28 protein-coding genes and 1 pseudogene are annotated in these 23794 nt (G+C 34.5%); 24 read left to right on the top strand and 5 right to left on the bottom strand.

Annotated elements, in window-relative coordinates; translation table 11 throughout:
• Positions 1–62: 62 nt before the first annotated feature.
• From AACL09_RS00610 to AACL09_RS00590, 5 genes are read left to right on the top strand one after another with little or no spacing between them, the layout of a single operon-like run.
• On the top strand, positions 63–587 hold the full coding sequence (locus tag AACL09_RS00610; protein WP_339048039.1) for a sigma-70 family RNA polymerase sigma factor: 525 nt from the start codon (positions 63–65) through the stop codon (positions 585–587).
• Positions 588–647: 60 nt separating this feature from the next.
• Positions 648–1475 carry an ATP-binding protein gene (locus AACL09_RS00605; RefSeq protein ID WP_339048037.1) on the top strand — a complete coding sequence of 276 codons (828 nt, stop codon included), beginning with the start codon at positions 648–650 and terminating at the stop codon, positions 1473–1475.
• A 5-nt stretch (positions 1476–1480) separates the two neighbouring features.
• Positions 1481–2287: an AAA family ATPase gene (locus AACL09_RS00600; RefSeq protein ID WP_339048035.1), complete on the top strand. Its 807-nt coding sequence runs from the start codon at positions 1481–1483 to the stop codon at positions 2285–2287.
• Between the two features lie 40 nt (positions 2288–2327).
• On the top strand, positions 2328–2837 hold the full coding sequence (locus tag AACL09_RS00595; protein WP_339048033.1) for a hypothetical protein: 510 nt from the start codon (positions 2328–2330) through the stop codon (positions 2835–2837).
• Positions 2837–3088 (top strand): hypothetical protein, encoded by a 252-nt coding sequence (locus AACL09_RS00590; protein ID WP_339048031.1) that lies wholly within the window; start codon positions 2837–2839, stop codon positions 3086–3088. The genes AACL09_RS00595 and AACL09_RS00590 overlap by 1 nt, the downstream gene beginning before the upstream one ends.
• A gap of 5 nt (positions 3089–3093) precedes the next feature.
• Here AACL09_RS00590 and AACL09_RS00585 read toward each other — a convergent pair whose 3' ends face one another.
• From AACL09_RS00585 to AACL09_RS00575, 3 genes are all read right to left on the bottom strand, one after another.
• Complete coding sequence (locus tag AACL09_RS00585) at positions 3094–3243, bottom strand: hypothetical protein (protein WP_339048029.1); 150 nt, start codon at positions 3241–3243, stop codon at positions 3094–3096.
• 120 nt (positions 3244–3363) lie between these two features.
• Positions 3364–4218 carry a hypothetical protein gene (locus tag AACL09_RS00580; protein ID WP_339048027.1) on the bottom strand — a complete coding sequence of 285 codons (855 nt, stop codon included), beginning with the start codon at positions 4216–4218 and terminating at the stop codon, positions 3364–3366.
• Positions 4175–5413 (bottom strand): hypothetical protein, encoded by a 1239-nt coding sequence (locus AACL09_RS00575; protein ID WP_339048025.1) that lies wholly within the window; start codon positions 5411–5413, stop codon positions 4175–4177. Before AACL09_RS00575 ends, AACL09_RS00580 begins: the two co-directional genes overlap by 44 nt.
• 133 nt (positions 5414–5546) lie before the next feature.
• On the opposite strand from AACL09_RS00575, the gene AACL09_RS00570 reads away from it, so the two are divergent.
• From AACL09_RS00570 to AACL09_RS00485, 18 genes are all read left to right on the top strand, one after another.
• Positions 5547–6230: a hypothetical protein gene (locus tag AACL09_RS00570; RefSeq protein ID WP_339048023.1), complete on the top strand. Its 684-nt coding sequence runs from the start codon at positions 5547–5549 to the stop codon at positions 6228–6230.
• 14 nt (positions 6231–6244) lie between these two features.
• Positions 6245–8173 carry a DUF4815 domain-containing protein gene (locus tag AACL09_RS00565; RefSeq protein WP_339048021.1) on the top strand — a complete coding sequence of 643 codons (1929 nt, stop codon included), beginning with the start codon at positions 6245–6247 and terminating at the stop codon, positions 8171–8173.
• Between the two features lie 4 nt (positions 8174–8177).
• Entirely contained in the window at positions 8178–9380 is a 1203-nt protein-coding gene (locus AACL09_RS00560; RefSeq protein WP_339048019.1) for a hypothetical protein, read from the top strand.
• A 4-nt stretch (positions 9381–9384) separates the two neighbouring features.
• The gene (locus AACL09_RS00555; protein ID WP_339048017.1) at positions 9385–9579 is read left to right on the top strand and encodes a hypothetical protein; all 195 of its coding nucleotides are present in this window, start codon (positions 9385–9387) and stop codon (positions 9577–9579) included.
• Positions 9576–10712: a hypothetical protein gene (locus tag AACL09_RS00550; protein ID WP_339048016.1), complete on the top strand. Its 1137-nt coding sequence runs from the start codon at positions 9576–9578 to the stop codon at positions 10710–10712. The genes AACL09_RS00555 and AACL09_RS00550 overlap by 4 nt, the downstream gene beginning before the upstream one ends.
• Positions 10713–10715: 3 nt before the next feature.
• Positions 10716–11288, top strand: a complete 573-nt coding sequence (locus AACL09_RS00545; RefSeq protein WP_339048014.1) for a hypothetical protein — start codon at positions 10716–10718, stop codon at positions 11286–11288.
• A gap of 14 nt (positions 11289–11302) precedes the next feature.
• A complete protein-coding gene (locus AACL09_RS00540) occupies positions 11303–12511 on the top strand; it encodes a phage tail sheath subtilisin-like domain-containing protein (protein ID WP_339048012.1) in 1209 nt (402 codons plus the stop codon).
• A gap of 24 nt (positions 12512–12535) precedes the next feature.
• Complete coding sequence (locus AACL09_RS00535; RefSeq protein ID WP_339048010.1) at positions 12536–13036, top strand: phage major tail tube protein; 501 nt, start codon at positions 12536–12538, stop codon at positions 13034–13036.
• A 76-nt stretch (positions 13037–13112) separates the two neighbouring features.
• Positions 13113–13364 carry a phage tail assembly protein gene (locus AACL09_RS00530; RefSeq protein ID WP_339048008.1) on the top strand — a complete coding sequence of 84 codons (252 nt, stop codon included), beginning with the start codon at positions 13113–13115 and terminating at the stop codon, positions 13362–13364.
• Between the two features lie 109 nt (positions 13365–13473).
• Positions 13474–15252: a phage tail tape measure protein gene (locus AACL09_RS00525; RefSeq protein WP_339048006.1), complete on the top strand. Its 1779-nt coding sequence runs from the start codon at positions 13474–13476 to the stop codon at positions 15250–15252.
• Positions 15253–15266: 14 nt separating this feature from the next.
• Positions 15267–15821 carry a hypothetical protein gene (locus AACL09_RS00520; protein ID WP_339048004.1) on the top strand — a complete coding sequence of 185 codons (555 nt, stop codon included), beginning with the start codon at positions 15267–15269 and terminating at the stop codon, positions 15819–15821.
• Positions 15821–16186 carry a phage tail protein gene (locus AACL09_RS00515; protein WP_339048002.1) on the top strand — a complete coding sequence of 122 codons (366 nt, stop codon included), beginning with the start codon at positions 15821–15823 and terminating at the stop codon, positions 16184–16186. Before AACL09_RS00520 ends, AACL09_RS00515 begins: the two co-directional genes overlap by 1 nt.
• Entirely contained in the window at positions 16161–16364 is a 204-nt protein-coding gene (locus AACL09_RS00510; RefSeq protein ID WP_339048000.1) for a tail protein X, read from the top strand. Before AACL09_RS00515 ends, AACL09_RS00510 begins: the two co-directional genes overlap by 26 nt.
• Position 16365: 1 nt before the next feature.
• On the top strand, positions 16366–17325 hold the full coding sequence (locus tag AACL09_RS00505) for a phage late control D family protein (RefSeq protein WP_339047998.1): 960 nt from the start codon (positions 16366–16368) through the stop codon (positions 17323–17325).
• An 80-nt stretch (positions 17326–17405) separates the two neighbouring features.
• The gene (locus AACL09_RS00500) at positions 17406–17942 is read left to right on the top strand and encodes an ankyrin repeat domain-containing protein (RefSeq protein ID WP_339047996.1); all 537 of its coding nucleotides are present in this window, start codon (positions 17406–17408) and stop codon (positions 17940–17942) included.
• 261 nt (positions 17943–18203) lie between these two features.
• A complete protein-coding gene (locus tag AACL09_RS00495) occupies positions 18204–18452 on the top strand; it encodes a hypothetical protein (protein ID WP_339047995.1) in 249 nt (82 codons plus the stop codon).
• Between the two features lie 17 nt (positions 18453–18469).
• Positions 18470–19396, top strand: a complete 927-nt coding sequence (locus AACL09_RS00490) for a patatin-like phospholipase family protein (RefSeq protein WP_339047993.1) — start codon at positions 18470–18472, stop codon at positions 19394–19396.
• A gap of 175 nt (positions 19397–19571) precedes the next feature.
• Positions 19572–20369 (top strand): ankyrin repeat domain-containing protein, encoded by a 798-nt coding sequence (locus AACL09_RS00485; protein ID WP_339047991.1) that lies wholly within the window; start codon positions 19572–19574, stop codon positions 20367–20369.
• A gap of 3 nt (positions 20370–20372) precedes the next feature.
• Here the strand turns inward: AACL09_RS00485 and mutL are convergent.
• Both mutL and AACL09_RS00475 read right to left on the bottom strand, forming a co-directional pair.
• Positions 20373–22217, bottom strand: a pseudogene (gene mutL, locus AACL09_RS00480) (DNA mismatch repair endonuclease MutL).
• A complete protein-coding gene (locus AACL09_RS00475; protein WP_339047989.1) occupies positions 22208–22744 on the bottom strand; it encodes a phospholipase D family protein in 537 nt (178 codons plus the stop codon). Before AACL09_RS00475 ends, mutL begins: the two are co-directional and overlap by 10 nt.
• A 109-nt stretch (positions 22745–22853) precedes the next feature.
• Between AACL09_RS00475 and AACL09_RS00470 the strand changes: the two genes are divergently transcribed.
• Positions 22854–23789 carry an Rpn family recombination-promoting nuclease/putative transposase gene (locus AACL09_RS00470; RefSeq protein WP_339047987.1) on the top strand — a complete coding sequence of 312 codons (936 nt, stop codon included), beginning with the start codon at positions 22854–22856 and terminating at the stop codon, positions 23787–23789.
• Positions 23790–23794 lie beyond the last annotated feature (5 nt).

Genomic DNA, 23794 nt, shown 5'->3' with positions numbered 1-23794 from the left:
GTGCCGTACAAAACCAGGGCAATAGATTTCATCCTTAAACCATATAAATTTATGGAATCGCCATGAAATCAAACAATCGCTATTTAGGCATTAACCCTAAAATTATTAAACAAATAAGGAACCGTGCTAGACGACTTAAATCTTTCAGATGTTTTGCTGATTACAGTATTGAAGATATAGAACAAGAGCTTTTGTGCGAAACTTGGTCTGATTTAAACCAATATAGTGGTGATGAAAGCAGTCAAGATGCATTTATTCATAGCATTATTAAAAATCGTGCTATAAATCTTGTACGCAAGCAATCATGCGCTAAACGTGATAGTAAAGCCGGGATATTATTCATTGATATCACAGAATTAGGTAATGTTATTGACAAAAGTAGTCACTTCGAAAATAAAGTAGCAGCAAATATTGATATAAGCACAACAATTTCAAAATTACCAAAACTTTGGCAGAACATTTGTTATGATCTTCAATCTTATAGCATCTGTGAAATTGCTAAAATGTATAAAATATCAAGAACAACTGTTTATCACATCAGAAGACAAATACGAGCTAAACTTTCTCACTTAAAAATATATTTGTAAAAACAGGTGAACAAATCGTCGTCATTTCTTGATTATATATTATGAGAGGAGAATAAAATTATGACTTTAAAAATTACAAATAGTGAAGAAAGAATAAAAACAATAACAGGGGTGAAGATAGTCATCTTTGGACCTTATGGCATTGGTAAGACTAGTTTACTTAAGACTTTAGATAAGCCAACACTGTGTCTTGATTTTGAAGCTGGTTTACTGGCCGTACAGGATTGGCAGGGAGATTCAATCAATATTCGTACTTGGAATGAAGCAAGAGATATTGCTTGTCTTATCGGTGGTGCAAATCCTGCACTTAAAGCTGATCAAGCTTATAGCCAAAGACACTATGATCACATCTTAGGTAAGTATGGAGATCTTTTAGCAAAACTCTCTGAGTACCGATGCATTTTCATTGATAGCATAACTGTTGCCTCACGCTTAAGTCTTCTATGGGCTAAATTACAACCAGAAGCAATTTCTGAGAGAACAGGTAAACAAGACATGAGAGCAGCATATGGCATACTTGCTCAAGAGATGATGGCTTGGTTGAATCAATTTCAACATATTCCTAGTAAAGACATCATTTTGGTTGGTACTCTTGGACAATACTTAGATGATTTTAATCGTCCAACTTGGTTACCACAGTGTGAAGGAACTAAAACTGCCAGTGAAATTCCCGGTATTGTTGATGAAGTTATCAGCATGGTAGGAATTAAAAAAGAAGATGGCAAGGAAGTACGTTCTTTTATCTGTCATGCTATTAATTCCTGGGGATATCCAGCTAAAGATCGTAGTGGCTGTCTTGATATGGTTGAAGAACCACATTTAGGTAAGCTGCTGAACAAAATTAAGAACAAAACTTTATCCACAATTTCAACTACAAAAGGAGTGTAAACCTTATGAGACAATTTACTGATTTTAATAGACAAAAAATACCATTCTTCACCGTCAAAGAATACTTAAACGATAAGTCACCAATACCAGAAGATATCATCTCGCCAAGAATCTTAACCCAAAGAGGATTATTGGTACTAGGAGGTCCACCTAAGATTGGTAAGAGTGATTTTTTAATTTCTTGGTTAGTACATATGGCCGCTGGAGTTTCTTTTCTTGGAATGACACCAAGTAAACCTTTGAAGATCTTCTATATGCAAACCGAAATTGAATATCCCTACATGAAGGAACGCTTACAACAGCTTAAACTTGATAAGGAACTTTTAGATATAGCTGCTAATAATTTAATTATTACCCCAAAGGTACATCTATCGTTCAATAGTGAAGAGATAACGCAAATAAAGGAAACTGTAAAAGAACACTTTAGACCTGATATTTTGGCGATTGATCCTCTTCGTAATATCTTTAGCAGTGAATATGGCAATGAAAATGATAATAGCGCCATGTTATTCTTCTTGCAAAGAACTCTTGAAAGTTTACGTAGTGCTGTGAGTCCAGATGCCTGTATGATACTGACCCACCACACAAAGAAATTATCTAAGAAAATGCTCGAAGAAGACCCATTTCAAGGGTTAAGTGGAGCTGGATCTTTAAGGGGATTCTACAGTACTGGCATGGTTATGTTTTCTCAGGATGAAGAGAGTAATGTACGTCAGATAGTGTTTGAACTACGTAATGGTGAACGTGTACCAAGTAAGCTTATCGATAAAACCTCTGGCTCTTGGCAGCTTATAGAGCAATGGGATCATTAACCTTTTTTAATTTTAAAATTTAATTCATAGGAGAAATTATATGTTGCAAGATCTTTTAACTGATTTCAATACAGCAAAATCACAAAGCAATCTCATTCCTGCAGGTACAATAGCTAAAGTACAAATAGTCATTCAGCCTGGAGGTTATGATGGCGACTGTTGGTTAACTAAAAGTAGGACCACTGGAAGTGTTTATCTCAATACTGAATTTATTGTAACTGAAGGTCCATATGCGAAACATAGAATCTATCAAATCATTGGAATTAAAAGTAGTAAAGCAGATGGTGAAGATAGATGGGGAGAGATGGGACGCTCTATGATTAGAAGCATTTTAGAGTCTGCACGTAATATTCATCCGCATGACACCTCAGAGAAAGCAGTGCTTGCCCGTAAGATCAACGCTACTGGTGACTTAAATGGCCTAGAATGCTTAGTAAAGATAGGAGTTACAGCTGATGAATATGGAGAAAAGAATAAGATTGCTGCAGTTATAACCCCAGAGCATCGTGCTTACACTGATTTTATCAAAAATTCTCAGGTTAATTGGTAATGAAATATGATGAAGGAAGGTTATGGTCTGCAGTTATTATCCAGGCCATACAAGATCTATTAGGAAAAAATCAAAAGCTAAGAAAAGAAGCGCAAGGATGGATAAATTCTCAATCTTTTGCGGTGGTTTGTGATCTTGCCAATCTCGATTTTGCACGAACAAAGAACATATTGAATAAAATTGGAACAAATAAAGGAGGAATTATAGATTTTTCTTCATCAGAGGTTAAATCATTATTAATTACAATTTAGATAGACTACTTTCTAAAAATGAGAATAAATGGGTTAAGTCTGTAGCCATATTCCTTGCCACTCATTGCTGACCATGGCAAAGTTTGAATAACATCATCTCTTTTTACATTTAACCCTGAGGTTTTAGCTAATTTCTCTGTTATATTTTTCTGCATTCTATTTATTGGTTTACGAATTTGCTGTTCTACATCGAAAATATTTCCTATCCTATTTGCAATTTCCCCAACACTTAAAGCTTTATACTGCTCCTTAGGAATTCCTTCCTTAAAATCTTGCTAAAATTGTTCTAAAAGAATAAAAAATATATTTCCAGATTTTGAGTGTTTATCAATAACTCCTATATTATTAATACAAATGTTATTTCCTTGAATTTGTAGTTGTAAGATTTTCTCTGGTGGAATAGGTTGAGCGTATTGCAGTGGTACATAAGGATAATAATCTAATGCTTGTAAAGAAACGTTAGGTAATAGTTCCGGTATTCCTTTTTCGACTGCTGTGAGTAATATTTCCCTTAAAGTTTCATGCTTGCAAATTAGATCAGCCATAGAGATAGTATACAAATTTAGTAATAATTTAAGATCTCTTGTCCCAAGGGTTATTAAAACAGTAGGGTTAATTCTTAATCTATCTGCAGTTAAATATGATGTATCAGTACATAAAACTGGTATAACAATACTAACTATTCTACTTTGAAAACTAATATGGTAAACTCCTTCTCCAGCTTTTTGCCATATTAGACCAGTTAATAAACTTTCAAAATAACTTACTGTTTTTTCTATATTGAGTTTGATAGAAAGTACAAGAGATCTTTGTTTTTTATAAGTATTAGGCAAAATATAACGACCACAATCTTCACAGCTCAAATCATCACAGTCTTCATTAAAGTCATGGGCAATTATAATCTGATTTTTGCAATCAGAATCATATACATCTGGAAAATCAAGATCCAATTCGTTAGCACAAATAACAAAATATGATATTTCAAACTCAATAAATCCAAGCTTACTTAAGTATTTAGCAGCTTCTAAATAGCCCTTCTTAGGATTTATCCAAGATCCATTCATTAATATAGCATTAACTATTTCTCTATTTTGAAAGTGCTTTTGCTCTTGATAAGACAGTAATACCATAAGTATCCTTAATTAAAGATTTAAAATCATCTCGTTCTTTTTTATTAAGTATATGTTCTGAATAGTTAATTGCTATATAATTTGGATCTTGTATATTTGCTTGAAAAGACAAAGTAACTTTTTTATTTTGAAACACTACTTTTACATGCTGAATCAGAGTAATATCATGTAATACATTCCCAACAGATGGCTCTAATTTTTGCAGCCACTCTTGAACATCATTGGTAGTTAAAGTAAGGTAAGTTTTAGGTTCAGATGAGCTAAATTTTAATTCAAACATACAGACATTAGGTACAGATTTTTGTACACATGCCTTTAAGAATGTAAGTACTTGCATTGCCATATTATGATTGTGTGTATCAATAAATAAGCATTCACGTTCAAAATATTGACTGACAATACTATTTGTTATTTTTAAGCCTTGATTAATACTTTTAGTACATAAATTTACCTGATTAGCATTAAGAGCGAAATCAATTATAATCCAATCTGGCTTATAACCATGTACTACTTGATTTGAATTTAGTATTAAATCTAAGTCCCTAGCACGACGTATAAATACGTAAATACGGTTCTGATAGAAAAAGAAACCCTGGAATTGACTTTCAAAGTTGTCATTTTCAGTAAGATCATGCTGTTTTAGTATTTGCTGCACTTTTTCTTTTGATACAAAGTCTTTAAATGTAGCAGTCTTTTGTCTTGGAGGATTTTTTAAAGTAAAGGATGAAAAACTTCTCTTTTGTACTTTATCGAAGTGAAAGATTTGTTGCAACAAGTTAAAATTAGTTACAAAAAGAGTTAATAATAGAGACTTCTTGTCATACTTCTTATCCTTTAGCAAAAATATTTCCATAAGGTCTTTATCTAATATAGATCTTGCCACTTCAACTACAGCTAATTCTGACTTGGCATGGCTAAAGTAGCTAACTAAATAATAACGAAACAGAAAGTCAAAACCACCGTTGAGTATATTACGTTTTTGTTCAGCTGATCTGCCATCATGATAAAAGCTACCAACAAATAATTGTTGCTGATGATTTAAGTGGTATTGAAAAATGATATTCAATTGCTTACCGGTGAGAGAATTAAGCCAAAGTCTACAGGTATTAGCACTTTGAAAATGAGATAACAAATCAGTAGCAGGGACTTCAAGATCATTTTCCCAGAATTCTCGATTAGGATAAATGTAATCCATTTTAAAAAAACAGAAGAAACATACTTATTATAGTATGAACAATATCTCATAGAAATATTTTTTAAATTTCTATAGAAAAATCTGAACAAATTGCAGAGAAAAGTTGATTATATATAATAGGAGGAATAAAAGTATGTCAATTCTCACCCAGTCAGGTCGAGCAGCAATAGCACTAAGTATAAAAGAACAACCTATACATCTTGCCTGGGGAACAGGTGATGCTTCTTGGGAAAGTAACCACAAAGTTGAGAAAACTTTTTTAAAGGGCGAAATCAAGCTTGACCATTACCCAGTTAAAGATGTTAAGGTTTTTAAAGGAGAAGTAATCTATAAAGCAAGTGTGGATTATCTAGTTGATAGTAGTACTGGGATAGTAAAACGTGGAGAAAATAGCTCCATTTTAGCAGATGATACCATAACCTTAGAATACACCCAAAGCACGCCACCAGAACTAATTAATTCAACAAAATTGATAAATGAGGTGGGTAGACGTACTGCTGATGAAGTTATCTTTTGTAGCGGTGATGAGGAGGGAGAACTAATTACTCCAACTGGGAGATTTAAGCCTTCTTCTTTGCCAACAGGTAGCTTATACCTCAAATTTACTTTTGATTTTACTGATGCTGCAAATCAAGTGATACGGGAACTTGGAGTTATGGTTGGTACCAAAGTGAAAGAAGAATTGCCTCCTGGACAGAGATATTTTGAACCGCAAGATATTATCGATCATGGCATTTTATTGGTTTTAGAGCACACAGTACCACTTATCAGAACTGCTGCTACCAGAGAGACTTTTTCCTTTGTAGTTACTTTTTGAATTCTTTTTGTTTTATGACACTTAATAGCTATTACAATCGTTTCAATCCAGAAAAGAGATATGAACGTAGTCTATTCTTAGCAGGGAGAGGCTTACAGTCAGCAGAACTCAATGAGATTCAAGATTATGCTCTCTTTAAACTTAAAGGTATAGGAGATGCGATTTTCAGTGATGGCGATATTATCTCTGGGGCTAATTGTATTATTGATGAAGAGACTGGTAATGTCACTCTTGAGCTTGGTAAAATTTATCTTCGTGGTTCAGTAAGAGTAGTTGAAGCTGCAGAGTTTATCATTCCCCTAAATACTATAGTGCGTATTGGTATTTACTATACTGAATTAACAGTGACAGAGCTTGAAGATATAAGTCTGCGTGATCCTGCAGTTGGTACAAGAAATTATCAAGAAGTTGGCGCAGCAAGACTAAAAAGCACTATTACTTGGGGATATCAGGCTGATGGCATAACTCAAAGCTCTACTTTGGAATTCTATCCTATTTATCATATTGAAAATGGGGTTCTCATTCAGCATTCTCCCCCACCGCAAGCAAATGTAGTTACCACAGCTCTTGCTCGTTATGATCGTGAAGCTAATGGCTCTTATGTGGTAAATGGCCTTGAGGTAATATTTTTAGCTAGAGAAAATAAGGATGGCAAGAAACAACAAGTATTCATGATCAGTGAAGGTAAAGCTCATGTTGATGGTTATGAAACCCTTCTACCTCATAGTAAACGTGTCTACTTTGATGAAGATCCAGATATTAAAGCTGTTGCCTCAGAGCCTCATACTTTTCAGCCAGATAGTAAAAAAGTAATGGAGCTTGTTTTAAATGATTCACCTATCACTGAAATTAAAAAGGTTGATATTACCGTACAAAAAACCATCACCATGACTCATGGCTCGTATTCAGGAGCAGTAGATCCTATACCCGACTCAGCTGTGCTTGAGATTATTCAAATAAAACAGGGGGACACTGTTTATGAAAATGCTGTAGACTATAAACTTCATGCTGGAGATGTTGATTGGTCATTACCAGGTAAAGAACCAGCACCAGGTAGTAGCTATCAAATCACTTATCGTTGTCGTACTTATGCTACTCCTCATGATTTAAACGAGTTGGGTGGTAAAATAACTGGCGCAGTTGACGGTACTTTAGTTCTAGTTGATTATAGCTGGAAAATGCCAAGATATGATTTAATCACTATCGATAGCAAAGGGATAATTAGAAGAATAAAGGGCATAGCCCATCCTTGGCAACCATCCATTCCCCAGGCTCCAGTAGGACAACTTGCTCTTAGTTATGTTCAGCAAAAATGGCAAGAGGAAGAACAACCTAAGGTAATCAATAATGCTATTTATGCCATACCTATGAATGACTTGGAGGCCATGAAAAAAAGTATCAGTGATCTTTATGCTTTAGTTGCCGAAGAGCGTTTACGTAGTGATGCAAGCTTAAGAGAGCCCACTGCTAAGAAAGGAGTATTTGTTGATCCTTTTTTTGATGATGATATGCGTGATTTAGGCATTGCCCAAACAGCAGCAATTGTAAATAAAGAACTGACTCTACCTATTACTGCTACAGTAGTTAATCTTGAGCAAGCAGCAAAGCCTTATCTTCTTCCCTATGAGCTTGAACCAGTATTAGAACAACTATTACAAACCAAAGAAATGAAAATTAATCCTTATCAAGCTTTTGATCCTGTGCCCGCTAAAGCTACAATTAACTTAAGCGTTGATCATTGGACAGAAGTTAAAACTAATTGGCTTAGTTCTATCACTAGTAGATTTAGTGTTAATAACAGCACAGAATTTGTAAGTAGTAGAAGTAATCAAATCGCCTTTATGCGTCAGGCTACTCAAAGTTTTGAGCTTGAAGGCTTTGTTCCTCATGAAGAACTCAAAGAATTAAGACTCGACTCCATCAGTATTAAACCTGAAATTTAAAAGTATGAATGCAGTTACACCACTTATAGCTGATAACCAAGGAAAAATAACAGGAAGATTTACCGTACCAAGTAATATTCCCGCAGGGACAAAGCTCGTACAATTTTTTGGTAATCAAGGTAGTTACGCTGAAGCAACTTATACCAGCCGAGGAACAATCACTACTGAAGAGCGTAGAAGAGTCATAGCTACCAAACGTATTGATCCTTTAGCTCAAACTTTTACTTTAAGCGAAAGTAGGCACATTGCTGGTGTAGATTTATGGTTTACAAATAGTGGAACAAAGCGGGTTGTTCTACAAATTCGTGAAACTAGTATTGGCACACCATCTCAAACTGTCATTGCTGAAAGTTATATTGAACCACATGATATTAATACTAATGGTAGTGCAACACGTGCTGTTTGGTCCCCAGTATTTTGTGAAGCTGGACAGGAATATGCTTTAGTTGTTCTGACTGATGATGCTAATACTGCGGTGAAAATAGCGGAAGTAGGAAAGTATGATGCAGTAAATAGTCGTTTTGTTGTCAGTCAACCTTATCAGATAGGGGTATTACTTTCTTCTAGTAATGCTAGTACCTGGACTCCCCATCAAAACTTGGATTTAACTTTTAGACTCTTAGCAGCAAGATTTACTGAGAATACCCACACTATTGATCTTGGTAAGGTCACTGTAGACAAAATTTCAGATTTAATAGTTCTAGCCAATATTGAAAGAGTTGCTTTTGATACTAATGCTGAAGTTTTGTTGACTGATGAGAACGGCGAGGCACATCATTTATCTGACAATTTACCTTTAATATTACGCTCAAGACTCTCTGGAGAATTAAAAGTAGAAGTAAGTCTTAAAGGATCAGAGAAGAAAAGTCCGGTTCTTTATCCAGGAGTGCAGTTAGTTCTGGGCAATCTTTTAGAATCTGCAGATTATGTTACTAGAAGTATTCCTGCAGGGATAGATACTAAGGTTACGGTTACTTATGATGCTACTCTTCCAGGCACTGCTGATGTTAAAGTTTATTTGCAAAAAGCTGATGGTGAATGGCAATTGATTGATTTAACTGCTGGTAAACCTATAGGGGAATCTCAAGTGGAGCGAACTCATGTGCTAGAAAACTTTAATGCTCACAGTACTAAAGTGAAGTTAGTTTTAAGTGGTACAGTTCTATATCGCCCTAAAGTTAGAAATCTAAGAATTGTAGTAACTTAAAAGTATGTCAGAAACCAAACGTGGATACCCTTTACCACATCCAGATAATATTACGGTTGAAGACATAGTGCGTATCCGTAAAACCATTGTAAAAGTAGATGAGGATATTAGCTTGCAAGAGAGTGAACATTTAAACCTAAAAGATGCTTTTGCCCGTTTTAGTTTTGAAACTTTTTTAAATTTATGGGGTAATAAATGACCATTGCTAAAGAAGTAGTTTATGCATTACATAAAAGACTTAAAGATTTAGCTGCAGATAGTACAGCAGATCAACTTGCTTATCTTGCTAAATCTCTTGAATCTATAGCAGGACAGAGCACTGTTCTTGATATTGTAAATACAACTGATGAGAAATTAAAAGAACTTCTCGAGAGTGTAACAGGTCATTTAAATAACTTAGATACCACTAAAGATAAGGCTTTAACTGCTATTTCTCAGTTGGAAAAACAATCATTAAAAAACATCGATGATAAAAGTATAGAAGGCTTGTCATTACTTGATACGAGAAAAGATGCAAATATTGCCGCAATTGATAGTAGTGGGAATTTAGATCAAATCAAAGGTGCAGTTGATGATTTAAGCAAGGAAATAAAAAGCCGTAGTATGATTGCATCGGGATCATTACCTTTATTATTTGGAATATTAAATAGATATAATGATAATTGGGGATCAAGTAACTTCTCTAGTGAACTTGGTCAGTGGTACAGCAGTACAACCGGTGCTAATTACATGCTTGCTTTTCTTGCTGGGGCTCATAAGGAAAGTACTAAATATTGTAGTTTTTATAAGCCACCACAACTTTATTTTCTTCAAGGGACAAATGGTACATTTCTTTATAAGGAGATGTATTTGCGTTATGCTGTAAGTACAAACGTGTATCAATATCCATATGCATTACTGGGAGTAATCTTTGTTAAGAACACCAGTAAAGAAGATATAACGCGAACATTAAATTTTACTGGTTCATCGGGATGGAGTTCTGGTTATGAGGGTGCAGGAGTATTTGTTGGTACCCCAGATGCCATCAATCCTAATAAAGAAAAGACTTCAACAGTGACTTGGAAAAATGTGCAAAAGCATAATAGCACAAGTACAGAATTATCAAGCTCAGCTACTATAGTTATTCCGGCAGAGAAGACCGTAGCAATTGTGCTTTATACCTCACCATATTATTACACTAATACTAACAATTATTATACCCAATTTATGTACTTTGGTATTTATAACTTCCGTAGTAACTTTTTAACTACTGGACTTGAGATTGATAAAGAGAGAACACTTCGGGCTTTGCAGTGCCCAGGATTAGAATATGTTTATCAGATTTGGAGCTAGAAAATGCCTATTTATATTCGTTTTGTAAATAATAAACAAGTTGAAGCCACCACCCTTGAAAGTAAGCGAGAAGGTGATGGCTGGTATGAGGCGCCAAGAGATTTTAGCTGGCAGAAAAGCTATTGTTTAACGGAAAATGGAGAAATTACAGAGTGTAGTGATGAAGATGTAAGATTAGAATTATTACAGAATGCTAAATCTGCAGCACTTACGAGTCTTAATATTTATTTCCATAATTATACTGGACCATACGTGGGTTATTCTCATCACAAAGCCAAGTCATATGATATTCAAGCTCAAGCTGCAGGGAATATTCTCAAAGCAGAAGAAGCAAAACAACCTTTAAATAATAAAGATACAGAAATTATCACGCCTTTAGCTCAAGTACGTGACATATCGGTAGTTGAGATGGCTAAACTTATCCAAGAGAAAGCAAACCAAGCGATAAAGGCCATAATAAAATGTGAAGAGTTTGAAAGCCTAGCTAAGAAAAAGATTAATGAGGCTAAAACTGATGAAGAGCTACAAAACATTCTCGATAATTTTGTCAAAGAAATTCAAGTCTCTTTAACTTAATCAGAAGGATAAATATGAATGACCAATTCTTCCATGGAGTCAATGTTGTTGAAATAACTTCAGGTCCAAGGACAATACGTACCAGTAAATCAGCAGTAATTGGCGTTATTGGAACTGCTCCAGACAGCGATAGTAAGATGTTTCCGTTAAATAAACCATCGCTGATAGCAGGAAGCTTAAAAGAAGCAGCTAAACTCGGGAAAAAAGGTACTCTACCTGCAGCGATCAATGCAATCTTTGCCCAAATTGGAGCAACAGTAATAGTTATTAGGGTTGAGGAAGGTAAAAATAGTGATCCTCTTTTAAAAGATGGTGAAACACTTAAAAATATTATCGGAGGAATAGATAAAGAAACTGGAGATTATCAAGGTATTGAAGCTTTCTTAAGTAGTGAAAGTATAGTGCATGTAACTCCAAGAATACTGATTGCTCCTCATTTTACTCAGCAATTACCCAAAACAGAATCAAATACTGAAAAGCCTAAAAATCCAGTAGTTAGCGCTCTAATTCCCATAGCTGAGAAGCTCAGAGCAATTATAGTTGCTGATGGTCCCAATACTAATGATGAAGAAGCAATTAAATATCGTCAAAGCATTGATAGTAGTAGAGTTTATGTAGTTGATCCTTGGGTTAAGGTTTTTATTGAGGGCAAAGAAGAAATTTTACCTGCAAGTCCATTTGTTGCCGGGCTTATTGCTAAAGTTGATAATGAGCATGGCTTTTGGTGGTCACCTTCAAATCAAGAGATAAATGGTACTTTTGGCACGAGTCGAGCTATAGATTTTACTTTAGGTGATTTAAATTCTCGAGCTAATTATTTAAATGAGAATGAAGTTGCAACCATTATTCATCAAAATGGCTATAGATTATGGGGCAATAGAACCTGCTCTTCTGATCCTAAATGGGCATTTTTATCGGTAAGACGAACAGCTGATTTAATCAATGATAGTGTTCTGCGTGCTCATCTTTGGGCAGTTGATCGTAACATTAGTAAAACCTACATTGATGATGTTGTTGATAGTGTTAATTCTTACTTAGCACATTTAAAAGCTAAAGGAGCAATTCTTGCTGGTAAGTGTTATCCTTCACCGGAGCTTAATACTCTCACAAACATTACAAGTGGAAAAGTTTACTTTGATTTTGAGTTTACTCCATCTTATCCAGCTGAACAGATAACGTTCCGTTCGTACTTAGCTGATAGCAATATAAAAGAGATATTTTAAAATTTAAATAGGGGGATAAATTTTATGTTACCAAAAATCTTAAAGAACTTTAATATCTTTGTTGATGGTCGGGGTTATGCTGGTCGTATTGATGAAATCACGTTACCTAAACTCACTATTAAAACAGAAGAATATAGAGCCGGAGGTATGGATATCCCAGTAAGTATTGATATGGGGATGGAAAAGCTTGAAGCTGAGTTTACTTTTGCTGAGTATGATACCGAGCTCTTCAGACTTTTTGGTTTAACAGATGGCAATTCAGTACCTTTAACTCTAAGAGGAGGACTGCAAGGAAATAATAATGTTGAAGCTGTGGTGATCAATTTAAGAGGTACTTTTAGAGAGCTGGACTTTGGTAGTTGGAAACCTGGAGAGAAAGCAACTCTTAAATGTATGGTCAATGCTCATTATTATAAACTTACCATAGGAGGTAAGGAACTCATTGAGATCGATGCTGAAAATATGATGCGTAAGATTAACGGTATTGATCAGATGGCTTTATTGCAAACAGCTTTAGGCATATAGAATTTATTTAAAATTTAAACAATTAAATAAGTCGCAAAGCTTGAAAAAACTTTTTACTAAATTTATAGGAGATAATATGAACATAATAACACTTAACAACCCAATTACAATCGACAGCACTTCTATTTCAGAATTGACTCTCAGACGTCCAAAAGTGCGAGATTACTTAGCTATAGATCGTCTTGATGGTAGTGATCTGGCAAGAGAAGTAGCTTTAACTGCTAACCTTGCTTCTGTGATCAAAGAAACTATTGAAGAATTGGATATTATTGATTATGTCAAAATACAGGAAGTATTAAGAGGTTTTTTTCCATCACAAAGGACTTAAGGTTAAATGTACTGTTACTCAGTTCTGTTGCAGGTGGCGGGATTGAGCAGTTTTTAGATATGGAAATAGAAGAATTCATTCTTTGGCTTAAAGTTGGAGTAGAAATAAAATGTCAACATTATCTATCAAAATAGGTGCTATACTTGATGGTAGTTTTAGTAGTACTATGGCAGGAAGTAGTGCTCAACTTTCTCGTCTTGGTAGTACAATTAGGCAACTTGACTTATCAATGCAATCAGCATCTAAGTTTAAACAATTAACTCGTGACTCACTTATTGCCAAAAAATCCTGGAAAGACTTAGAAGGACAAGTGAAGTCTTTAGCTAAGCAGATTAAGCTCAGTGAAAATCCAAGTAAAGCTCTGCAAACAGAATTTAATAAGGTTAAGTTATCGACATCTAAGGCAAAAGCAGCTTACTTGCAAAAAAGAGAAGCTCTTCACCAATTAAATCTAGAAATAAGAAAAAGTGGCCAAGATACAGAATCTTTGATTCGCAATCAACTTAAACTCGGAGCATCAACTGAAAAGCTAAAGAGTCGTTATCATGCACTTGGTTCAGTTATAAAGAAACAGCAAGAAGTTTTAGCACAAAGAGCAAACCTCAGATCTCAAATGGTAGATGCTGTCGCATTAGGAATAACACTTGCGGCTCCACTTAAAGTTGCTATTGACTTTGAATCTGCTATGGCTGATGTTAAGAAAGTGGTAGAATTCAAGGAGCAAACAAATGAAGCCATCGAATTTGCCAATAAGTTAAAAGAAATGTCACGAACAATACCGTTATCTGCAGCAGAACTTGCTCAAATTGCTGCTAGTGGTGGTCAGCTTGGTATTGCAAAAGAAGATCTTACTCAATTTACAGATACAGTAGCTAAAATGGCCACTGCGTTTGATATGTCAGCAGAAGAAGCGGGTGATGCCATTGCTAAGCTTTCCAATGTTTATAATATTGGCATTGATAAAATGGGTAAAGTTGGTGATGTGATAAACCATTTATCTGACAATACTGCAGCCAAAGCCAGAGAAATGGTGGCAACTTTAAATATGGTTGGTGGTACAGCAAAACAATTTGGCTTGGATATTATTCAGGCAAGTAGTTTAGCTAACAGTTTTATTAGTTTAGGTAAACAACCAGCCAAAGCAGCAACAGCAATAAATGCTATGCTCAGTAAACTCCAAACTGCAGGAGAACAAAGTAGGGAATTCCAAGAGACATTGGAGGAAATGGAGTTAAGCGCAGAAGAGCTTGAAGAAGCCATCAAATCTAGTGCCCAAGGAGCAATGATGAAATTTCTTGCAGCACTAGAAAAAATAGATAGCCAGGAACGTTCTAAAATCTTATACAAGCTCTTTGGACTTGAGTATCAAGATGATATTGCCTTGTTAATTGGTAGTTTAGATAAATATAAAAAAGCTATAGAGCTGGTTGCTCAAGAAAGAGACTATGAAAATTCTATGCAGAAAGAGTTTGACAATCGTGCAAGTACTACAGCCAATAATCTACAATTGCTTAAAAATTCAATAGCAGAAGTGGGAATGAATTTAGGTTCAGTTATGCTTCCCACTTTAAATACAATCACTGGAGCTTTAAAAGCCATATCTACCAGCACAGCTCAATTTGCAGAGAGATATCCCAAAATAACTACAGCAATTATGGGTATTATTACCGCATTGATTAGTTTTAAAATAGTGGTAATAGGACTAGGTTATGCCCTCACTTTTATTAAAGGTGGAGCTTTAGCCTTAGCTGCTATTATGCATGGACCATTAGCTTTAGCATTTACTGCGTTATCTTCATCGGTATTTCCAGCAGTAGTAATGGGACTTAGAGCGATAACTCTAGCAATAATTAGCAATCCTATAGGATTATTAGTGCAGGACTTGTAACTGGTGCAGCTCTGGTGATTAGCAATTGGGAGAAAGTAAAGAGTTTCTTTGCTAGTTTTTGGGAGTATATTAAATCAATTATCAAACCCATTGGTGAGGCTTTTGCTTGGATAGGTAATACTGTTGTTTCTCCACTGAAAAGTGTTGTTGGAAAAAAGCTTTCTGAAAATAGCCCACTCAAAGAGTTTGAAAAAAGGAGAAGCTCATTAAGTGAAAACGATATTTCTAAAAATAGTACTTTAAAAAGTATAAATTCTCCTTTAAACAACAGCGTATTAACGGAATTTTCTAGAAATAAAGATTTTAAAATAAATAGCGTTATTGAAGAGAAAAAGTTTGCTGAGAGTAACTCTAAAGACGATACTGACAAGATATTTAAAGAGTTTATCAAGAGTAAATTTGAAAATAAGGAAGAGAAAACTTTAAATAAAACTCAGCATAATCATTTTAATATCAGCATTCAAGCAGCACCAAATCATGACACTCGTAGTCTTGCTGATGAAGTTATAAGAAGAATAAGAGAACAAGCACGTAGCGCCCTTTTTGATATAGTAGAAGAGGTTTATTAATGCTGTCACTTGGACCATATAAATTCTCACCAATAAGCTTAAGATGCTATAAAGAACAACGCTGGCATACGGTTGAGTGTATTAGTCAAATATCGTTACAAAATATTGGTTCAGGAATAGAACATATTGATTTGGAAGGGGTGATCTATCCGCAGTTGCATTTTAATGATTTGGTTGACATGAGAGAGTCACAGGTAAAGCAAATACCCCATATCTTAGCCCAAGCTTCAGGGTTTATCTTTGGGCATTTTGTTATTACTCATATAGAAGAAAGGCAAAGATTCTTTCTCCCTTCTGGTTTGCCAAGAAAGATTGAATTTAGCTTAAGTTTAAAACGCTATGTATTACCATACTCAGGAGAATGAAATTTTAGATTATATCTGTTATCAGTATTATGGCTTTACTTCTGGAGCTGTGGAAAAAGTATTAGAGGAAAATCCTGGACTTGCAGAATATGGTAGTTTTTTGCCTGCAGGACTTAAAATTAAGTTGCCTAAGCTTGAGAAGATGTCACAAAAGCCCATTGTAAGAATTTTAGATTAAAATGATACCTGATTTTAATATAATCACAGGAGAAAGCTTTGTTATAGAGAATTTGAAAAATAGGTTAATATCGCTGCGTATTACTGATGAACTTGGCACTACCAGTGATGAAGCTGAGATATGTTTTAATTATGAAAATGGTGCTTTAGAGTTTGCAGGTAATTTAAAGGTATTTCTTGGATATAAGGAGACAGGGTTATTTCCCATGGGAGTTTATGTAGTAAATGAAGTGATAATACAAAGTCCACCACAAACAGTAAGAATTAAAGCTCATGCGGCTAATTTAAAGAAGTCTTTAAAAGAACAAGTGTCAAAGCAGTGGCACCAGATTACCTTAAGTGATTTAGTAACACAAATAGCACGAAAGCATGGTTATGGAGCTAAAGTTGCTACAGAGTTCAAAGATACCTTAGTGCAGCATACTTATCAAACCAATGAGAGTGATATGAGTTTTTTAACTAAAATAGCTAGAGAATATGGGGCAACGGTCAAGCCTATAGGTGGATATATAATCTTTATTCCCAAAGGAAAGTCAAAATCAGCAACTGGAAAGGTTTTAGGTACGACATTACTTACTCCTAAAGATGTTTTAAATTGGAAAGCAAATTTTACTGTGCGTAGTAGATATGGCTCTGTAATTGCTAATTGGTATGATTATAACAGAGGAGAAACTATAAAAGAAAAAGCAGGAGATGAAAGTCCAAGTTATACTCTACAGGAGGTTTATTCCAGTGCAGAGTTAGCAATGAGTGCAGCAAGTACAAAGTTAAACCAATTAAAACGTAGTACTGTAACATTAAATATAACAACAGTTGGAAATCCTGAATTTCATGCAGAAACTAAGATTAGCCTTTTAGGGTTTTGTCAGGAAATAGATGGTGAATGGGTAGTAAATAAAGCAGAACATATTTTAGACAACTCAGGCTATAGAACTATGATAGAAGCTGTGATAAATAAATGAGGATTAAAAAGTTTAAATAAACAATAGCCTTAAGGAAAATTAAGTAAATTACTCATCTAATATTAGATAAAAATTTAAGTATGAATAAGCCAAATCAAAATGCAAAGCTCAATCTAAGTTTTCTATGGCTTATGATAACAATAGTATGTGTTGTTATTACTTATTACTGCGTGAAAGTTAAAGCTACTAATAACTATAAGACAATATTACATACTGCTGCTGAGAGTTGTAGTTTAGAAGTAGTAAAATTTATAGTAGAAAATATAGTAGATGTTAATAACACTCAAATATCTGATTTTACAGTACTACATAATGCAGCAGATGTAGGGTGTTTAAAGGTTGTTAAATTTCTATTAGAGAAAGGAGCCAATATCAATACTACTGGCAGGTATGGAGGAACAGCTTTACATTATGCTGCAGGTGAGAGTCATTTAGAAGTTGTTAGATTCTTGTTACAAAATGGTGCAAACCCTAATATCAGGGCCAATGATGGAAGAAATCCAAGAGACGTAGCTGTAGCAAGATCACGACATAATAAAGATAAACCCTATGACGAGATTATAAGTCTGCTTTATAACGCGGAAAAGCAAGTGCAATCTGATGCTGCAAAACCATGATGGTTAAACCTACCTGACGTAACATCTGGTTGAAATCATAATTTATATTTTAAGGAATTGGTAGTCTCCTAAAATGCAAGTATGAACCAAAAGAAAGCAATATTAAATCTTATAATAAAATCCTTAAAAGATGACTTTTTCTCCTGAGATGACTGCTATAAGTCTGAATAACAGTCTGCTTAAGCTGAAAGAACTTAAATCTTACCAATTAATCAAAAAACTTTAATTAATGTTTAAACCACTTTAACAACAAGAGGAAGTATGAAAAACCAAATTACAGGGAAGCTCCCTATGGGAGTTATAGTAACTCTAATAATACAAACGGTAGCAACAATATGGTGGTTTGCCAGGCTTGATATGAAAGTTCATTCTCACGATCAACTTATAGAACACAATAATCAGCTCAGAGAAACCGTTTATCGTCTTGAAGAAAGAGTAATAAATCTCACTGAAGAAGTAGATGAGCTGAAGGATTCCATGAAAAGCTGCAGACCTAATAATCACTTATAACTGAGTTTAAAGAATTAATGACCAAGTATATTCTCTCAGTTGACGGTGGTGGAATTAGAGGTATTATCCCTGCCATTATTTTAGCAGAAATAGAAAAGAGAACAAGAAAGCCAATAGCTCAAATATTTGATTTAATTGCTGGTACTTCAACCGGTGGCATTGTTGTTGCTGGCTTATGCAAGAAAGATGAGCAAGGAAAACCTAAATATTCTGCTCAAGATTTAGTCGACCTTTATCAAAAGTATGGGTCTTATATCTTTAGATCCTTTTTTTTAAGAAAAGCAATTGCTTGGTTTAATGGTGCAGAGTACTCACATAAAAATCTTGAATATGTTCTAACTCGGTATTTTGGTGAGGATACTTTGAGCAATACTTTAAGTAATCTCCTGTTAACTAGCTACGATATAGACAATCACTGTCCTTTCTTCTTTAAAAACTGGCGAGAGGATAGAAATCTTATCAAGTTAAAAGATGCTTTAAGAGCCACAACCGCAGCACCCACTTACTTTACTCCTAAATATCTTAAAATTAATCAAATAAACAGAGTGCTGGTTGATGGGGGAATTTTTGCTAACAATCCTGCTGCCTGTGGTTATGCTAGTGGTAAGAGGTTATTCCCAAACGATGATATAACTATTCTATCCATTGGTACAGGTACATCAGAAAGAACTATAAAATATAGTAGTTCAAAAAGACTGGGCAAGATCACTTGGGTTAAGCCTTTACTGGATGTTATGTTTGGCAGTAGCCTTGATGCTGTTGATTATCAACTGGGTGAAGTAATGGGAGATAAGTATATAAGAATACAGTCTCAATTAAAAATTGCATCAGTTGAGATAGACAATACTACTGCCAAAAATATTAAGGACTTAAAGCAAGAAGCCCAGATGATGATTAGTGATAATCAAAGATTAATAGAAGAATTTTGTCAGGTAGTAGCATAAATGTTATAGATTTTTACTAAATCCAGCACTAGAAGTTTTTTAAATATTTACTGAATACTTTCTCGTATAAAGAGTATTTCTCTTAAATATTTCTCTTGCTAAGAGCAATTATATTAATACTATCCTAACCCTGAAGAGTACATGTTTTAGTATATAACGCTCTATAGAGGTCAGTATGGGGATTGATAAGGATTTAAATGCTATCGCGAGAAAGGTTAATAAAGGTAAATATATTAATCTATTATTATACCCTATGGTTAACAGTATACTTGGTTTAAAACTGTTTCATCTGGCTGCTAAACATAACTGGAAAAGTGTGTTAGAATTTTTAGTAAAAAAAGGCATTAAGGTTAATGTTAGAGATAGAAACGGCAACACTGCTTTACATTTTGCGAGTAAAAATGGCCATGAAGAAATCTTAAATATTCTTTTGCTTAATGGTGCTAAAGCTAATGTTAAAAATATTTATAATATAACTCCGCTACACTATTCTATTAAACCTAGCTATGAAGAAATTGTAGAAGCCCTAATAAAAAATGGTGCAGATGTAAATTATGAGGACTGCTGGGGAAATACTCTTATACATTTAGCGGCAAAAGAGTGCCTTAATGAAATTTTGAAGATGCTTATTAAAAATGGAGGGTATACTGATGCGATAGATAAAGATTTAAATACACCTCTGCACATTGCAGTCTTAAATAATTGTGAGAACGTTGTAGAGGTTCTATTACAAAATAATGCTAATGTTAATGTTCAAGGAGAATACGATTGTACACCTCTGCATCTTGCCGTCATTAAAGATAATAAAAGAATTGTTGAGATATTACTAAAAAAGCAAGCAAATATTTATTTAGAGGTTAATTATAATAATATTACTATGACAGCTTTGGATATAGCTCAGGCCAATAAAAATAAAGAGATTGAACAATTACTTTTGAGTTTTATTATAGGAACAGATTACATATCTGAGTAAAAGTTATCTCCGCTCAAAAAGCTTTTCAATGTCAGAGAGTTTCATCTCTATATAGGTAGGTCTACCATGGTTACATTGGCCAGAAAATGAGGTATCTTCCATTTGCCGGAGCATAGCATTCATCTCTTCAAGTTTCATAGCTCTTCCAGCTCTGATTGATCCATGACAGGAGATGGTTGCACAAATTTTTCTCATTTTGTCTTCTATCGGTAAAGTATCTTCCATAGCTATTAGGTTATCGGCTAAATCCAATATCATCTCTTTAACATTAATTGCACCAAAAATTGCTGGAGTTTCTTTGACTGTCACTAGTGTATCTGAGGCAATCTCAAGATTAAAACCCATTTCACCAAGTTTATCTTTATACTTTGCTATAAGTTCTCCAGCATGGCTACTTATCACCACAGTTTCAGGAATAAGTAATTTTTGTCTTTTGACTCCTGATTTTTTTATTACCCCTTTTAAATACTCATAAACAAGTCTCTCATGAGCTGCATGTTGATCGACAACAATTAGCTTATCCTTTGTGAGATAATATAAATATTGTAAATCTGGCAACGTGCAAGCCCCAAAGGATGTTCTTCTACTATATTTATTTGCTCTTTAGTTAATGTTTGCTGAGAAGGCTTTAACTCTTTTTGCAGATTGAAAGAGAGCGGTTTATTTACTAAAAAACTATCCCTTTTTGTTTTTAAATCAGGGAATTTATTCATTTCTAAAGGAGATGGTCTTTTTGGATAGAATTCTTGATTCCTTTGATTATCTCTACTTACTTTACTGTGTTCACTAATCTTATCATCGGCAATAAATTTCTCAAATGGGCTAAGAATAACATCTTTCTTATCGCTTTTCTTATCACTTAATCTTGTTGATAAGGCTTTAATTAATCCTCTGGTAATTACCTCATATATAAGCTTTTTATCTCTAAATCTTACCTCTAGCTTATTGGGATGAACGTTCATATCTACCTGATCGTAAGGTACTTCTAAATGTAGTACGACAATTAGGATATCTGCCGCTGGGAATAAAGTCATTATATGCATATCTTATTGCCCCTATGAGCATATTGTCTTTAATTGGTCTATTGTTAACGAAAGTATAAATTGTAGAGGAGTTACCACGATTTACCGTTGGCTTGCAGATGTAGCCTGTAATGCAAGTACCATCCTCTTCTTCCCTCACCTTAAGAGAATTCTCAGTAAATTCCCTCTCAATCTCACATAATCTAAGCAGTAGTGATTCTTGCTTATTATACTTTAAAAGTCTTTTGTTACTTACGCTAAGAGTAAAACCGATGCTGGGGTTTATCATGGCCAAGTTGTTTATAATGTCAACAATCGCTTGGGTTTCAGCCCTCTCAGTTTTTAAAAATTTAAGCCTATTTGGAGTGGCGAAAAACAAGTCTCTCACCTCAATCTCTGTACCACCTAAAGCAGGAGCAGGGGTAAGATCCATCACCTTTTCCCCACCTTCATAAGCTATACTCCAAGCAGAATCCATTCCTTTTGCTCGCGATGAGAGTTTTATTCTACTTACTGCAGCAATTGAAGGCAGTGCCTCTCCCCGAAACCCTAGGTGTTTAATCTCTATCAAATCATCATCATTTTTAAGTTTAGAAGTTGCATGACGCTTAAATGCTAGCTCAATATCTTCTTTCTCTATGCCAGTACCATCATCTAAAACAGTAATAAGATTACGCCCACCACTTTCTATTTTTACCTCAATTTCAGTGCTACCGGCATCTATGGCATTCTCTACTAATTCTTTTACCACACTAGCTGGACGTTCTACAACCTCACCAGCTGCTATCCGATTAATTGTTTTTGCATCTAATAGAATTATCGCCATGACACTTTAACATCTATTGACGCAGGCTTAGATTGTTCTTTCCTTTTATACCAGTTTTCTGTATATTTTTTAGCTACTTCATCATCATCAATTGTAAGCAAGTTTTCAGCATTCCTATCCTGTGCTGCAGCTGTAAAATTAAATGAACCGGTTATTACTCTTTTGCCATCTACTATCATCACCTTGTTATGCGCAATAGCAGGTTTATTATCAATCCACACCGGTATCTCGTTACTTAATAACTCTTTGACAATGGAAATACTGTATTTATGTTTTACCTGACTTTTATCGAGAATAACTTGCACGTCAATGCCACGCTTTTTAGCTGCTATAACCCCATTCACAATAGGTTTTGAGGTGAATTCATACGCTTGTAGTAGTATAGACTTCTCAGCTTTATCTAACATGCTAACAATTTCTTGGGTACAATTTTCACCAGGAACAAAGCAAACTTCTACACTAGGACAAGTAGAGGCATAACTATGCAATGAGACCAGGACAGATAGAATAAGTACAAGATACTTCATATTATGTTTATTTTTTAATTATAATATGATACCATAAAAGACTAAAAGTCCTATTTTATTTTTACTTCAAATAGTGTATCATTATTAATATTTCATCTATATCCTGAGTATGGCTCTTTCCAAGTTTTTAGATCCAAAATGCGACCTAACCTTTAAGCGAATTTTTGGTACTGAGAAGAATAAAAATATTCTTATTCATTTTCTTAATGATATTTTAGAGTTTCATGGAGAAAGTACAATACAAGAAGTTGAATTCCTTAGCACTATTATGAATCCTGAGATTGCTTCTGACAAACAAAGTATTGTTGATGTTCTTTGTCGAGACTCTGTTGGTAATAGATTTGTTATTGAGATGCAGCTTGCTCGTGATAAAGGTTTTGAAAAACGTGCTCAACTCTATGCTGCTAAGGCTTACTCACGACAATTAGATAAATCTGGTAAATACATCGATCTTAAGAAAGTCTTCTTTATTGCTATTTCCAATTGTACGTTATTCCCCGAAGAAGTTGATTATATTTCTACTCACAACATTCGTGATATTAAAACCAATGGCCATTACTTAAAAGATCTACAATTTATCTTTATAGAACTACCTAAATTTGTAAAGGATAAAGTGGAGCAGCTAACAAGCACAGTAGAAAGGTGGTGTTTCTTTTTTAAGTATGCAGAAGAAACAACTGATGAAGATCTAAGGAAAATTGCAAAACAGGAACCAATAATAAAGCTAGCGTATGATGAGCTTGATAAGTCAGGTTGGACAGAAAAAGATCTAGTAGCATATGAAGAAAGGGTTTTAGATTTTCAGAAGGAAGCTGCTATTTTGGCACAACGCCTTGACGACGCTACTGAAAAAGGCATCCAAATCGGCCAAGAAAAGGGCATCAAAATTGGCGAAGAAAGAGGCATCCAAGTCGGTTCTCAGCAAGGGAAAATTGAAGGCAAAATTGAAGTGGCAAAAACAATGCTAGCTAATAATGTTGATATGGGTACTATTGTCAAGTTTACTGGCTTATCTTTAGATGAGATTAAAAAATTACAAGAATGATAGTT

Origin of the sequence: Candidatus Mesenet endosymbiont of Phosphuga atrata (assembly GCF_964020175.1) — a bacterium.
Taxonomy (GTDB): Bacteria; Pseudomonadota; Alphaproteobacteria; order Rickettsiales; family Anaplasmataceae; genus Mesenet.
The sequence above is the reverse complement of the archived record's forward strand: the minus strand, read 5'-3'. Positions and strand labels throughout refer to the sequence as shown.